The organism is Azospirillum mesophilum (assembly GCF_053470405.2).
Map to the genome: position 1 here is coordinate 22,445 of NZ_JBPXMQ020000041.1, position 13,886 is coordinate 36,330.

At 68.0% G+C, this 13,886-nt stretch carries 13 protein-coding genes and 1 pseudogene; 7 read left to right on the forward strand and 7 right to left on the reverse strand.

Annotation, left to right across the window (positions count from 1 at the left end):
• The first annotated feature begins 50 nt into the window (after positions 1–50).
• Positions 51–404, forward strand: a complete 354-nt coding sequence (locus ACSVC7_RS26630; RefSeq protein WP_448207651.1) for a hypothetical protein — start codon at positions 51–53, stop codon at positions 402–404.
• A gap of 51 nt (positions 405–455) precedes the next feature.
• Here the strand turns inward: ACSVC7_RS26630 and ACSVC7_RS26635 are convergent, their stop codons facing one another.
• Entirely contained in the window at positions 456–1,766 is a 1,311-nt protein-coding gene (locus ACSVC7_RS26635) for a polysaccharide deacetylase family protein (RefSeq protein ID WP_448207650.1), read from the reverse strand.
• Positions 1,767–1,882: 116 nt separating this feature from the next.
• Positions 1,883–3,058, reverse strand: coding sequence for a bacteriohemerythrin (locus ACSVC7_RS26640; RefSeq protein WP_448207649.1), 1,176 nt, complete (start codon positions 3,056–3,058; stop codon positions 1,883–1,885).
• Positions 3,059–3,272: 214 nt separating this feature from the next.
• On the opposite strand from ACSVC7_RS26640, the gene ACSVC7_RS26645 reads away from it, so the two are divergent.
• Positions 3,273–3,650 carry a DUF2934 domain-containing protein gene (locus tag ACSVC7_RS26645; protein ID WP_448207648.1) on the forward strand — a complete coding sequence of 126 codons (378 nt, stop codon included), beginning with the start codon at positions 3,273–3,275 and terminating at the stop codon, positions 3,648–3,650.
• An 83-nt stretch (positions 3,651–3,733) separates the two neighbouring features.
• Entirely contained in the window at positions 3,734–4,318 is a 585-nt protein-coding gene (locus ACSVC7_RS26650; protein WP_448207647.1) for an HPF/RaiA family ribosome-associated protein, read from the forward strand.
• A 232-nt stretch (positions 4,319–4,550) separates the two neighbouring features.
• Here the strand turns inward: ACSVC7_RS26650 and ACSVC7_RS26655 are convergent, their stop codons facing one another.
• On the reverse strand, positions 4,551–5,738 hold the full coding sequence (locus tag ACSVC7_RS26655) for a L,D-transpeptidase family protein (RefSeq protein ID WP_448207646.1): 1,188 nt from the start codon (positions 5,736–5,738) through the stop codon (positions 4,551–4,553).
• 351 nt (positions 5,739–6,089) lie between these two features.
• Here ACSVC7_RS26655 and mepK point away from each other — a divergent pair, with 351 nt between their 5' ends.
• Together mepK and ACSVC7_RS26665 are read left to right on the forward strand one after the other, a co-directional pair.
• Positions 6,090–6,680, forward strand: coding sequence for a peptidoglycan L,D-endopeptidase MepK (gene mepK / locus ACSVC7_RS26660; RefSeq protein WP_448207645.1), 591 nt, complete (start codon positions 6,090–6,092; stop codon positions 6,678–6,680).
• 165 nt (positions 6,681–6,845) lie between these two features.
• Complete coding sequence (locus tag ACSVC7_RS26665) at positions 6,846–8,024, forward strand: baeRF3 domain-containing protein (protein ID WP_448207644.1); 1,179 nt, start codon at positions 6,846–6,848, stop codon at positions 8,022–8,024.
• Positions 8,025–8,118: 94 nt separating this feature from the next.
• Here the strand turns inward: ACSVC7_RS26665 and ACSVC7_RS26670 are convergent, their stop codons facing one another.
• The 3 genes and pseudogenes from ACSVC7_RS26670 to ACSVC7_RS26680 all read right to left on the reverse strand — a co-directional run.
• Entirely contained in the window at positions 8,119–8,466 is a 348-nt protein-coding gene (locus ACSVC7_RS26670) for a hypothetical protein (protein WP_448207643.1), read from the reverse strand.
• A complete protein-coding gene (locus tag ACSVC7_RS26675) occupies positions 8,453–8,725 on the reverse strand; it encodes a ribbon-helix-helix domain-containing protein (protein ID WP_448207642.1) in 273 nt (90 codons plus the stop codon). Before ACSVC7_RS26675 ends, ACSVC7_RS26670 begins: the two co-directional genes overlap by 14 nt.
• Positions 8,726–9,265: 540 nt before the next feature.
• Positions 9,266–9,524 (reverse strand): annotated as a pseudogene (locus tag ACSVC7_RS26680) (helix-turn-helix domain-containing protein); the annotation flags it as partial.
• 509 nt (positions 9,525–10,033) lie between these two features.
• Between ACSVC7_RS26680 and ACSVC7_RS26685 the strand changes: the two are divergent.
• Positions 10,034–12,421 carry a methyl-accepting chemotaxis protein gene (locus ACSVC7_RS26685; protein ID WP_448207641.1) on the forward strand — a complete coding sequence of 796 codons (2,388 nt, stop codon included), beginning with the start codon at positions 10,034–10,036 and terminating at the stop codon, positions 12,419–12,421.
• Positions 12,422–12,541: 120 nt separating this feature from the next.
• The gene (locus ACSVC7_RS26690; protein WP_448207640.1) at positions 12,542–12,853 is read left to right on the forward strand and encodes a hypothetical protein; all 312 of its coding nucleotides are present in this window, start codon (positions 12,542–12,544) and stop codon (positions 12,851–12,853) included.
• Between the two features lie 318 nt (positions 12,854–13,171).
• Here the strand turns inward: ACSVC7_RS26690 and ACSVC7_RS26695 are convergent, their stop codons facing one another.
• On the reverse strand, positions 13,172–13,756 hold the full coding sequence (locus tag ACSVC7_RS26695; RefSeq protein ID WP_448207639.1) for a hypothetical protein: 585 nt from the start codon (positions 13,754–13,756) through the stop codon (positions 13,172–13,174).
• Between the last annotated feature and the right edge of the window lie 130 nt (positions 13,757–13,886).

A 13,886-nucleotide genomic window follows, 5' to 3' on the forward strand; every position in this document is an offset into this window, starting at 1 on the left:
TTAAATCGCGCTGCCGGGCCGGACGGCCCTGCGGTGCTGCGGGGGCTCACATGGGCGTTTTCGATTTCCTGAAAGTTACGGTCCAAGAAAAGCGCAAGCCGGCGCCGGCTCAGCGCGGCGGACCCGGCAGCGCCATCGAATTCGACGGCAAGAGTTTTCCGCTCGCCGTGATCAACACGCAGGGCTTCGTGGCGACCAACTTCGACGGCTCGCTCATCAAGGGGCAGAACGCGCGCATCACCGTGCGGGTGGCCGATCAGTTCGGCAACTTTACCTTCCAGACCACCGCCGGCATCAGCGAGGTCAAGGACGGCAAGGTCGCCGGCAACTGGTCCGTGCTGCCCGCCGACGTCGACGCCGCCATCCGCAAATACGCGCAGGCCCGCAAGAAGGCCGGGCGTTGAATTAGCCCCCTCGCCCATCGGAGATGAGCGAGGGAGCCAATGTTGGCGCCCTCAGTTCCGGGTCGTCGCGGTGGGGGCGCTGGCGCTGACGACGGGTTCGCTGGCGTTGACGACGCTGGGGTTCGCCAGCAGGCGCATCCGGTCGATCCATTCCGACAGGGTGACGAACTCGCAGCCCTTGTCGCGCATCTCCTTGATGACGCGGGGCAGGGCGGTCACGGTGGAGGGGTAGGTGGAGTGCAGCAGGAGCACGCTGCCGGTCCCCGCCTCGGTCTTCACATGCTGGACGATCTTGTCGGGGTCGCGGACCTGCCAGTCGCGGGTGTCCACGGTCCACAGCACCGGGCTCATGCGCTCGTCGCGGGCGATGGACAGCAGGTCAAGCGTGTAGCGCCCGTAGGGCGGGCGGAACAGCACCGGGTTGGCGCCGAAGGTGCGCAGGATGCGGTTGGCCTCGGCGATCTCGTGGCGCTGGTCCTCGGGCGACATCACCCGCAGGTCGGAATGGGTCAGGCTGTGGTTGCCGATCTCGTGTCCGGCGGCCAGGAAATCGCGGATCACGTCGCCCTGGGTGGCGGCGACCTTGGCGACCGGGAAATAGGTGGCGCGGATGCCCTCGCGGTTCAGCACCTCCAGGATCTGGCGCGTCACCACCCGGTGCGGGCCGTCGTCGAAGGTCAGCGCGCAGAGGTTCCAGTTCTCCCGCTTCAGGGTCGCCGGCGCGACGTCCCATTTGGTGTCGGGGATCACCGCGCCCAGCCGGCCCTTGCGGCGGCCGGCCTTCTCGATCTCCGCCATGGTCCGCGCGTCGTCCGGGCCATAGTGGAAGGCGCCTTCGGCGGCGGGCGCCGCGTTGGTGAGCATGGAAGGCGGGGCGGGCGGCGGGGCTGCCGCCGGCTGAAGGGGGGGCGTGGAGGACGACGCCGGTGCCGTCGCCGGCTGTAGGGGCGGCGGAGCGGCGGCGGGCGGCGGAGTCGGAACGGCGGCCGAGGTGGAGGGGGGAGCGGCCGGCGCGTCCAGAACCAGACAGCCGAAGCCGGCCCCGACCATGCGCCGGCACAGCGACTGGACGTCCAGCCCGGCCGGGGCGGTCGCGCGCAGGGCCACGCCGCCGCCCTGGCGCTTGGCGTCGAGCGGGACGACCTTGGGCGTCAGCCCCTCGGCCAGTTCGGGCGATTTGCGTTGCAGACTTTCCCAGGCCCAGCGCGCCTCGCCTTCCTTCTGGTAAAGGCCGAGCTGGAGCAGGGCGCGGCCATCGGCCGTGGTGCCCGCCGATGCGGGGCGGGGCAGGGCGAGGGGGGCCAGGGCGAGGGCGGAGCCGAACAGGGCCAGGGCGAAGGCGGTGCTGCGGAATGCGCTCACATTCAGGGTCCCGACTGCTGGCCCAGCCGCGTCACGCGGGACCGGTCATCCGTCTCCGTCGAATACCACTCCTTAGGTGGTAATTCAAACGGCAACGCCCCCAAAGTGATGCGAAGTCACGCGCTTTCCGCCCGCGCCTGCGGGACGAGGAAGGGCATGTAGAGCGCGTCGGTCTTCAGGATGTGCTCTTGCAGCCAGGAGCTCAGGAAGGCGAGGACTTCGTCCCCCAACTCGTTGCGGGCGGAGGAGACCAGCCTGCGCCGGATCGCCATCACCTGTCCGGTCAGGTCCGCGTGCACGCGCCGGTGCCCGGCCAGGGCGGGATAGCCAGCCTGTTCCAGATACTGTTCCTCGCGCTCGAAATGGAAGACCGTGTAGTCCACCAGCTCGTCCAGCACCGCTTCCAGCGTGATGTGGTCGTGCCGCGCGTCGGCGCTGGCCAGCTGGTTCATCAGGTCGATCAGCACGCGGTGGTCGTTGTCGAGATCGTCGACCCCGACGCTCATGTCGTCGGTCCACTGGATGATGGTGACCGCCGCGCGCGCCTCCAGCGCGGTCAGGAAGGCATCGACCACCACCGGGTCGAACTCAACGCCCGCGCGGTCGCGGACATAGGCCACCGCCTCCTCCACCGGCCAAGCGTCCTTGTAGGAGCGGCGGTGGGTCAGCGCGTCGAACACGTCGGCGACCGAGACGATGCGCGCCGCCAGCGGGATCTCCGTGCCCTTGACGCCGTAGGGATAGCCGGACCCGTCGAACTTCTCGTGGTGATAGCCGGCGATCTCCGCCCCCAGTTCCAGATAGCCGCCGGCCTCCGACAGGCGGGCGGCGCGGGCGAGGATGCGGCGTCCGTTGTGGCTGTGCTTCTGCATCAGCGCCCGCTCCTGCGGGTCGAGGCGTCCGGGCTTCTGGAGGACGCCGTCGGGGATGGTCACCTTGCCCACGTCGTGCAGCATGGAGGCGACGCGCAGATCCTCCCGGAAGCGCGCGCCGATCTGGTCGCGGTACGGGCCGGACTGCTGGAGCACCCGCGCGATCTCGTCGGTCAGGCGGGAGACGCGCAGGATGTGCTGGGACGCGAAGGGGTCCTTGTGCTCGGCCAGCGTGGCGAGGGCCACGACGGCGGCCTTCTGCACGCGCCGCAGCCGCTGCTCCGCCGCGTCCTCCGCCGCCGGAGGGATGGGCTGGTTGGGTGCCGGGCGCCGGGCGGGGCGGGCGGGGGCGGCCTGTCCGAGCGGCCGCGGACGCGCGCTGTAGCGTCGTTTCGGCCCACGGATCCCGGTCTCCGCCATCGCTGTCTCCGCACCGCTGCATCCGCCGATCGTTCCAGGACCGGCCGGCTCGCATGATTGCCTCCGTATGGCAATTATTGCAAGTACACAGCTGTGCGGGAATCCAACAATCGCGGTCGGCGTGTGTCCACCCTCGGGCGATCCGCGGGTGGAACCATCCGCCTTTCCTTGCGGTTAAGGTTGCCGCACAGCAAGCAGGAAGGAGACAGCCCGGATGGCCGAGGATTTGGAAAGCCGGATCGAAAAGCGCGCTTACCAGATCTGGGAACGCGAGGGCCGGCCGGAGGGCCGCGCCGAGGACCATTGGACGCTTGCCCGGGAAGAAATCGCCATAGAGGACAACTACCGGGGCACCTTGCTGCCCAACCCGGCGCACGGTCCCGACGACACGGCCGAACGGACGGAACCGGTCGAGCCGGTGCTGAGCATGGCGAACCAGGGCGAGATGCCGGGCGTCGCCGATCAGGGCGAGGAGTTCCAGATCCCCGGCGCCGGGGACCGCGAGCCCTGGCCCGAGAACGCCGGCGCCGGTACGGAAGACGCCGTGTCGCGCCCGCGCGCGCCGCGCCGGCCGCGCCGTGGCGGCGGCTGACGCTCCGCTCGTCGCACCCGCCCTTTCACGCCGCGCGCCGCTGTTCCGTGCGCCCTTCCTCCGTGCCTTATGAGGACCTCCCCATGGACACAAACCTGGAAATCGCGTTCCACAACATGGACAGCCAGCCGGAGCTGGAGACCTACATCCGCGAGCGGGCGGAAAAGCTGGAGAAGCTGTACGACCGGCTGGTCGGCATGCGCGTCGCCGTGGAGTTCCAGCACCGCCAGCACAAGACCGGCAACGTCTACGACGTCCATATCGAGCTGATGGTGCCCGGCAACGACATCGTGGTCAGCCGCAAGCCGAACAAGGCGAAGGAACGCTACGCCAACCCGGACGCCCGCACCTCGATCCGCGACGCCTTCGAGGCCGCCGAGCGCCAGTTGAAGGAATACAAGGACAAGCAGCGCCGCGACGTGAAGACCCACGAGCCGGAACAGCCGGGCCGCGTCGCCCAGCTCTACCCTAACGAGGACCACGGCTTCATCCTGACCAACACGGGGACGCAGCTCTATTTCCACCGCAACAGCTGCCTCAATGTGGACCTGAACGACCTGAAGACCGGCGATCCCGTGAAGTATGTGGAGACGACCGGCGACACCGGCCCCACCGCCTCCAAAGTCTGGCGCGCGGCGGGCTCCGACACGGAGCTGCACGCGTCGTGATGGTTTGCACCGTGGCGAGCGGCTGATCTGGAAATAAAAAAAACCCTTCTCCCCTTGGGGGAGAAGGGTTGGGATGAGGGGTCGTTACGCCCGGCAGGGCGGAAATCAGAATTTCCGGCCGACATACGCCGGCTGCCACCCTCACCCCAACCCCTCTCCCCTCAAGGGAGAGGGGCTTTTAAGCATCGGATCAGTCACTTAGTACGCTGGAAAATCTGTAAGGGATGCGCCCTTACGCCCGCTGCGGCGGCGCGGGGTGCGGGGAGTCCGCGGTGTCGTCGCTCAGGTCGTAGATGTCCGGGTGCAGGTGGACGCGGCCGCCGTCCTCGACCGTGGCGGTCCAGTAGACGAAGCGCACCGGCACCGGGCGGGACAGCTTCACCCACTGCGGTTCCGGCCGGTTGAGCATGCGGGTCAGCCGCTCGGGGCCGATATGCTCGTCCGCCAGAAGCAGTTCGGCCATGCCACGCGCGTCCTCCAGCCGCACGCAGCCGGAGCTGACCGTGCGGATCTCCTTGTCGAACAGCTTCGGCTCGTTCGTGCCGTGCAGGTAGATGTTGTAGGGGTTGGTCAGGTTGAAGCGGAACCGGCCCAGCGCGTTATGGTCGCCCGGCTGCTGCACGATGCGCACGCGGTTGGGCGACACGCTGCTCCAGTCCACGATGGCGGGCTCCACCGGGGCGCCGTCCAGGTAGACGACCGCGTTCTGGATGCCGGGCGAGCCCTTGGCCCGCAGCAGCGGCATCTTGTCCTCCTTCAGCACCGTCGGCGGCACGGTCCAGGTCGGGTTCACGATGACGTGGGTGACGCGGTCCTCCAGCATCGGCGTCTCGCGCGAGGGGCGGCCGACGATGGAGCGCATGGTCATCGCCTCCTGCCCGTCGCGGACCAGCGTGGTGGTCTGGCTCGGCAGGTTGACCAGGATGATGGTGTCGGGGGCCGTGTCGCGGACCGTGCGCATGGAGGCGGCGCTGCGCCGCATCTGCGCCGCCGATTCCTGGGCCGTGCGGTCGAGCGCCACGCGCGTGCCGCCGCCGACCAGCCCGTCGGGCCGCAGCCCCTGCGCCACCTGATAGGCGCGCACGGCGGTGTCCACCGTCTCCGTGAACTGGTCGGTGCGCTGCGATTCGGTGAGGAAGCCCAGCTCGACCAGACGCTGCGTCAGCAGGGCCACGCGTTCCCCGGAAACACCTTTCTTCAGCAGCGGACCCGGCCCGACGCGGGTGACCGACCCGCCGGGGGCGGTGTCCAGCTCGGCCGCGGCAGCGTCCAGCCGGTCCGCCCAGGCGGTCAGGGAATCCCGGTAGGACGCGGCGCGGGCCACGCCGGAGTCGGATGCAGCCGAGCCCACCAGCACGGAAACCGCCAGTGCCAGAGTGGCGAGAACACGCCTGGCAGGATGCGTGTCGGTTGCGTGCATGGTTTTCCCCTCGCTTTCGGCGTCACGACGGCGGTCCGTTGGTCGTGAATGTAGTATGTCCATGCCCCGGCTTCGAGGCGTGGTTCGCCGTCCCGGCGATTCCTCAGGGGAGATGTGGCCTTTGCGCAAGGGCCTTGACGAAAGGTGCAACCGATTTGGCGAGACTGTGACCTTTTTCTAACAAAAAAGGGTTGATCGTCGGCTATCCCTCGCCTATAGGGATAAGCGTTCAGTATGACCACAAGATTTTGGATCGCCCCACGCTAGGGCTGGGGTCGATCCAGCCAGAGGGGCCGTCCGGCGATGGAACGGCGCGGCCCGCCCGCAAACGCCTGTGGGGAGGGATGCCTTTTGGGGACTGACGACCGTATCGCGCCGCTGAATGGACGCGAGACTGGCCGCCGTGGGTTTCTGACCTTCGCCGCCGCGACCCTGACCGCGCTGGCCGTTCCGGCCCTGGTTCCGGCCGCGCCCGCGCAGGCGGCTCCGCTGGTCGGAGGCGTGCGCCGCATCTCTCTGCACAATGTGAACACGAACGAGCGCTTCAGCGGCGTCTATTGGGCCGACGGCGCCTACAAGGCCGACGCGCTGAAGAGGCTGGACGTGCTGCTGCGCGATCATCGCGCCAAGCAGGTCTGCAAGTTCGACCCACGCCTGTTCGACCTGCTGGCGCGCGTGCACCAGAGCGTGGAGTCCGACGAGCCGTTCCGGGTGATCTGCGGCTACCGCTCCCGCCGGACCAACGCCATGGCGCGCCGCCGCTCCCGCGGGGTCGCGAAGGAGAGCTATCACACCCGCGGCATGGCGGTGGACATCATGCTGCCCGACGTCGGGTTGAAGTCCATCGCCGAGGCCGCCTTGGAACTGGAGGCTGGCGGCGTCGGCTATTACCCGCGCAGCGGTTTCGTGCATCTGGACGTCGGCCCAGTCCGGAGTTGGTGATCAGGGGCTGGTGATCAGGGGCTGGTAATTCCCTGATTTTTCTGGACCGGGAAAGGTCATAGGCGCCCTTTACCCCGTTCCTGCCCTGTCGATAGGGGCCAGGAACCATACGCCGACGCGCCGGTTGCTGCCGACAGGCACCACCGAACAAGCGACGTGAAGGCGATGTTCAGCAAAAACGATCTGGAGCGGCTTATGGCCGTCGATACCGCCCCGGCGGTGTCCATCTTCATGCCCACCCACATCGCCGGCCGCGAGATCCGTCAGGACGTGATCCGGCTGAGGAACCTGGTCGCCAAGGCTCAGGACGAGTTGTGCGAAAAGCACAACATGCGCCGTCCGGACGCGGAGGCTTTCATGAAGCCCGCCGCCGACCTTCTCGACCAGGGCGAATTCTGGCGCCACATGGACCGTGGACTGGCGGTGTACCTGGCGAAGGGCGTGAGCGCGATCCACCGCGTCCCGGTCGAGACGCCGGAGGAGGTCACCGTCAATTCCCGCTTCACGCTGCGGCCCCTGCTGCCGCTGCTGGCGGATGACGGCAACTTCATGATCCTGGCGATCACCGCCGGCCGGGCGCGCCTGTTCTCCGCAACGCGGCACGGCATCGCGGAGGAGGACGTGGAACTGCCGCACGGCGTGGCGGAAATCCACGCCGAGACCGACTATGACGAGAATAACCTGAACTCCGCCCCGCCGGCCCGCCACGGCGACCGCACCGACCGGGGCAGCATCGCCATGGTGAAGACGCACAACTTCGGCGAGGATCCGGAGGAGCTGCGCAAGGCCCACCTGATCTCCTATGTCGGACGCGTCTGCGGCAAGGTGCAGGATCACCTGAAGCTGTTCCACGGGCCGCTCGTGCTGGTCGCGGAGGACGAGATCCAGGGCCATGTCCGCAAGGACACGCACCCGCGCGCGCTGATCGGGCAGGGAGTCGTCGCCAACCCCGACGCGCTGGAACCGGAGGAGATCCACCGTCGCGCCTACGAGGTGGTGAAGCCGATGTTCGAGCAATCCCGCCGCGCCGCGCTGGAGCATTTCAACGCCCTGCACGGCGACCGCGCCACCGCCGAGCGCACCACGACGCGCGCCGAGGACGTGATGGTGGCCGCCCGCGAAGGGCGGGTCGGCGTGCTGCTGGTGGCCGAGAACGACAAGGTCTGGGGCCACTACCGCGAAGACTACCACCGCGCCTTCCCGCATCATCGGGAAACCGACGGTGCCATCGACCTTGTGGAGCATGCGACGACGGAGACCCTGCTGCGCGGCGGCGAGGTCCATGTGGTGGCGAAGGCCGAACTGCCGTCCGGAGCCTCCACGGCGGCGATTCTTCGGTTCTGACCGATTTTTCCAGAAACGAACTGGGGTTCGTCCACGGCACCAAGCCCCTGCAGGGCACCGAATGCCTTGCAGGGGCTTGGCCATCGCCGCAGATTCACAGACGCAGCCTGTCCAAGATCTGCTGGCTGTGGTTTGCGCCTCCGAAGAAGACGGCGAGAATCCTGACTTCGGCCAAGGACTCGTCAATCTCGAAGTAGAAGACGAACTTTCTGCTCGTCACGGTGCGAACGCCGGGCCGAATGTCCGGATGCTCCGTGCCACGGTGCGGACGTGATTCGAACGACCGCATGTAGGCGAGTGCCGCGACAATGCGCATGGCCGCCCGCTCCGTCGCGCTCTCCTCATCGTCGCCGAGATCCTGGTAGACCTGGACAAGGTGGCTCTCGATGAGGTCGAGGTCGCGGGTGACGGAAGCCGCGCGGCGGACCCTATAGAGCCCCACGCGCTTTCCTCTTCCGCTCCAGCATCGCGTGGGTTTCCGCCTCGCCCTCGTCGAGATCGATGAAAGCACCAGCGCGTCGCTGATCGATCAGAATCCGCAATGCATCAACCTCCGCATCGCGCTTCTCGTTGTCGCGCCGAAGCATGTCGAGGCCGCGCTGGAGAACCGCGCTGAGGCTTGGATACTGTCCGGTTTCGATAAGACCGCGTGCATAGGCTTCCTGTTCGTCCGTCAGCGAGATCGAGGTCTTCACGGTCATGGTTCGCCTCCTCACCCACCGTATACGGCTCAAGCATATACTACTCAGTAGTACCGGCTTCAAGGAGCGGGACCCATCGCCGAGGACGGCCGTCGGAATTCGCATGCATGTTGCGCTGCCGGATAGCTGGCAGCGCAATGCCTCTGCGTAGAGAAGGGCGTCAGGTGGGTGTCTTCGACGCCTTGGTGGCGCGGTAGATGTCCGTCGGGTCCCAGACCGCGCCATGGCGCCGCCGGGCCTTGCCGGAGCCTGCGGCTTCGACCTTCACGCGCGACGCAGCCGGGCGCTTGACCGGAGGAGGCTCCGCGGCCGGTGCTGCGCCCGCCGACGGCTCGTCCGCTGACGCGTCGTCCTCGTCCTCGCGGGCCTCGCGCAGGTGGGGCGACAGGGAACCGAGGAGCGACAGCAATTCATCGGCCACCGACTCCGGCGCCTCGCGCCAGAGCCGCAGCAGGCGCGCTTCCCGCCGGCTGATGACGCTGGCCGTCGTCGTGGAGGACTCGGCCGTGCGCGCCTTGCCGCCGGGGATTCGCGGGTCGTCGTAGCAGTCGAAAAAGAAGCTTACCGGAACGTCAAGCACTTGTCCGAGGCGGTAAAGCGTTCCGGCGGAAATCCGGTTCGAGCCGCGCTCGTACTTCTGAACCTGTTGAAATGTCAGGCCGATCGCCTCGCCCAATTTTTCCTGGCTCATTCCCAGAAGGGTTCTGCGCATGCGCACGCGCTGACCGACATGCGCATCGACAGACCAGGATTCGGGGGATCCACGCCGACCCCTTTTGCGCGCCGCTGGTTCACTCATTGCCCCGGCACTCCAATGCTTACTAACCAATGCAATGGTCTTGTCAATGTTCGGCGCATTGTTCACACACCCCTTGCGGCGAGGCAAGCGAAATCTTTGAAATTACTAAGTGTATTCGGGGCTTCCGTAGCACATAACCGAATATGGTCGAGAAGTTACCGCAGGGACTTTGGTCACCCCGCTCCGAATCGCGCTTGTCTCGCGGTGGTTGAAAAAAGACATAATCATCTATCGTGTCAGGATTGGGCGAACAACTATTTGACGGTGCTTTTTCGACTGGATTGCCGCGGTGCAGGAAGGATCGGAATGCCTTCAGGGAGCGGGGCGAATTTTAATTGCAATTTGGGGTGTCATCTTGCCCGCGTTACCGGCGTGGAAACGCTTTGATAATCAAATCGGGATAGACCGCATTTTAGATATGGTGAGCTGGGGGCCCTTCGGGCGCCCGGCGCATCGTCCGGCGGCGTGACTCGGGTTCGCGGCCGGTTCGCAGGCAGAGGATCAGGTCGATGCAGGCAAGCAGTCTGGCGGGGCGCTTCAAGGTCGGGACCCGCATCTATTTCGGGTTCCTTGTGGTGTTGCTCCTGCTTGCGGTGGTGGTCGCCGTCGGCGTGGGCGGCCTGGGTGCGGCGCGCGATGGTTTCCGCTCCTACGCGGCGGTGAGCAGCCATTCCATCCAGGTCATGGACATCGACGGCAGCGTGGCGCAGATGCGCCGGCTGGTCATCAACTTCAACAATTCCGGCGACATGAAGGTGGCCGAGCAGGTCCGCAAGGTGCAGGCGGGCCTCGCCAAGCAGCTGCGTTCCACGCTGGAGGGGACGACCGGCGCGCGCCGCGCCGACCTGGAGCGGATGAACCAGCTCTTCGACGCCTACGTGGCCGACTTCGGCAAGGTGGTGGAACTGCGCCAGCGCCGCGACCGGCTGTATGACGACCAGCTCGTCCCGGCGGGCGAGAAGGCGCGCGAGACGATGGCGCAGCTCGTCGCCGGCCTGCTGGCCGACGGCGAGATGGAATCGGCGGCGCTGGCCGGCGTCGCCCAGGAAAAGCTGCTGATGGCCCGGCTGGCCGCGTCGCGCTTCTTCACCAGCCCCAGCGACAAGGCGGCCGCCGAGGTGTCGGCGCGCAACGACGCCTTCAACGACGTGATCCGCAAGCTGGGCGACCGCCTGACCAACCCGGCGCGCAAGCGCTTGGCGCAGGAGGCCGACCAGCTGTCCGACCGCTACGTCGACATCTTCCGCGAGACGGCCGCCGCCGTGGTGGAGAACGCCAAGCTGATCGACACCATGGCCGGGCGCGGCGTGGAGTTCGCCGAGTTGTCCGACCGCACGGTCGAGGGCGAGACCAAGGACCGCGAGCAGGTGCTGTCCGACACCGAGGCGAGCCTGAGCCGCACCTTCTCGGCCAACATGACCATCGCGGGCGGCGCCTTCGCGCTGGGCCTGCTGCTGGCCTGGCTGGTGGCGCGGTCGATCGTGAAGCCGGTGGTGGCGATGACCGGAACGATGACCAATCTGGCGGCCGGCGACCTGACGGTGTCCATCCCGGCACTGTCCAATCAGGACGAAATCGGCCAGATGGCGCAGGCGGTCCAGGTCTTCAAGGACAACGCCATCGAGAAGAAGCGCATGGACGAGGCCGAGCGCGAACGGCTGGAGGCCGAACGCCGCGAGGAGGAAGCCCAGCGCGCCCGCGAGAAGGCCATCGGCGAGGAGATCGCCACGCTGATCGACGCGGTGTCCAAGGGCGACCTGTCGCGCCGCCTCGATCTGGCGGACAAGGAGGGCTTCTACAAGACCATGTCGGCGGGCATCAACCGCCTGACCGACACGGTGGAAAGCGTCATCGCCGACCTCGGCACCGTGCTCAGCGCGCTCGCCCAGGGCGACCTCAACAAGCGCGTCGAGCGCGATTACCAGGGCGCTTTCCAGACCCTCAAGACCGACGTCAACGCCACCTCCACCAAGCTCTCCGAAATCGTCGGGCAGATCCTGCGCGCCACCGACGCCATCTCCGGCGCCGCGTCCGAAGTGTCGCTGGGCTCCAGCGACCTTGCGGAACGGACGGAGCAGCAGGCGTCCTCGCTGGAAGAGACGGCGGCGAGCATGGAGGAGCTGGGCGCCACCGTCCGCTCCAACGCCGACAACGCCCACCGCGCGAACGGCATGGCCGCCGATGCGCGCTCCTCCGCCGAATCGGGCGGTGCTGTGGCGGGCTCGGCGATCGAGGCGATGAAGCGGATCGAGGACGCCAGCCGCAAGATCACCGACATCATCGGGGTGATCGACGAGATCGCCTTCCAGACCAACCTGCTGGCGCTGAACGCGGCGGTGGAGGCGGCGCGGGCCGGCGATGCCGGGCGCGGCTTCGCGGTGGTGGCGCAGGAGGTGCGCAACCTCGCCCAGCGCTCCGCCCAGGCGTCGAAGGAGATCAAGAGCCTGATCCTGGACAGCGACAGCCAAGTGCGCGACGGCGTGGATCTGGTGAAGAAGGCCGGCGACGCGCTGGGCGGCATCGTCTCCGGCGTCCAGCAGGTCGCCGGCCTGATCGCCGAGATGGCGTCCGCCTCCAGCGAGCAGGCGTCGGCGCTGGACGAGATCAACGCCACCGTCGCCCAGATGGACGAGATGACCCAGAAGAACGCCGCGCTCGTGGAGGAAACCACGGCCGCCGCCCAGTCGCTCGCCAATCAGGCGACGGACCTGCGCTCGCTCGTCAGCTTCTTCAAGCTGGACTCGGTGCCCCAGGCGTCGGCCGCCGCGGCGTCGGCCCCGGTGCTGCGGCGGACCATCGCCGCGACCAAGCCGGCCGTGCGCAAGGCCGCTCCCGCCGTCAAGGCAGCGACGCTCCAGCGCGCCTCGGCCGACGAGGCGGATTGGCAGGAGTTCTGAGCACCATTCTTCGTGAGTCGACGAAAGCCCCTTGTCCCCCGTGGACGAGGGGCTTTCGCTTTTTGGGCCTTGCCCTACGATGATTGTAAGGCGGCCCCATCCGCCTGGAAGGAGCGAGCCATGCGCAGCGTCACCGTTCTCCTCGCCGCCAGTCTGGCCTGGACGGCTCCGGCGTTCGCCGCCGACACCCCGGCGACGCCACCGCCGGCACCCGGCACGCCGGGGGATCAGGCGCGCCAGGGGCTCGACCTGCTCATGAAGGCGCTGGAGGGATGGGTGCGGCAGATGCCGCTCTACGCCCCGCCGGAGGTGACGCCGGAGGGCGACATCATCATAAGGCGGCTGGACAAGAACCGCCCGGCTCCGCCGGGCGGGCAGGGCGCGCCGGACGGGCCGGGGCACAGCACGCCGGGGGCGGCGACGGATTTGTGAGGGGGAGCTTTTCGCAGCGTGTTGCCCCCTCCCTAACCCTCCCCCGCTAACGCAGGGGAGGGGATTTAGCTCCCTCTCCTGCGAAGCGGGGGAGGGAAGGGGCCCGTGCGAAGCATGGGAAGGGTGGGGGCAACGTGTGACCATTTCGCAGCCCGATACACCCCGTCACGCAGCGGACCGCCTCGGATCGCTTACCCCCGTGAGGCGCGCGAATCGTCTTAATGGATCGTTAAGGAAAACATTAAGCGCCCGTTAACCGCGTTTTGCGGCCCGGAACGCCGGAATCCGCCTGCGCTGCGTGACCGGGTGTATCGGGCGTCAGCCGGTGTGCCAGGGGCCGGTGTGCCAGGGGCCGCCGGGCTGGGCGAAGGACTCGACGCGGTCGCGCAGTTTTTGGACTTGGGATGGCGTCAGGGAAACGCCGAAGCGCGCCTGGAAGGCGGCGGCGATGGAGCCGCGCGTCGGGCGGTCTCCGCCGGCGGACAGGGCGCGGTAGACCAGGAAGGCCTGGACGGAGCGGCGGAGCGCGTCGGGCTTGTGGCGCAGCTGGGCGGCCTGCGGTCCGGTCTCGCGGTCGAGGAAGGCGGTCAGGCGCAGCAAGGCGTCCTCCGCCGACAGGGCGGGAAGGGCGGCGGGCGGAGCGGGGGCAGGCTCCGGGCGGCCAATGGAGGCCCTGGCGCGGCGGCGGCGCTGGCGCTCGCGGTCGGCGGCGCGCAGGGACTCGGCGTAGGACGGGTCGCTGCGGCGGCGTTCGGTGCGCGCGCGGTTGGATTTGGCGTTGCGCTCGTCGCGCCGCGCCCGCCCCGCCGGATCGCCGAGCAGGAAGGCCAGCTCCTCCGCCGTCAGGCGAAGCAGGTCGGGGTCCTCCTGCGAATCCGGGTCGCGGTCTTGTGGGGAAGCCATGCCGGGAACAACGCCGGAAGCGTCCCGACGTTCTCCCAGAATTCCTTCTCCAATGGGGCGTGGGCTCGTGCTAGACAGTGCCCCCGTCAGGAACACCCCCCTTTCCACAGCACACGGGACACCGCCGGTC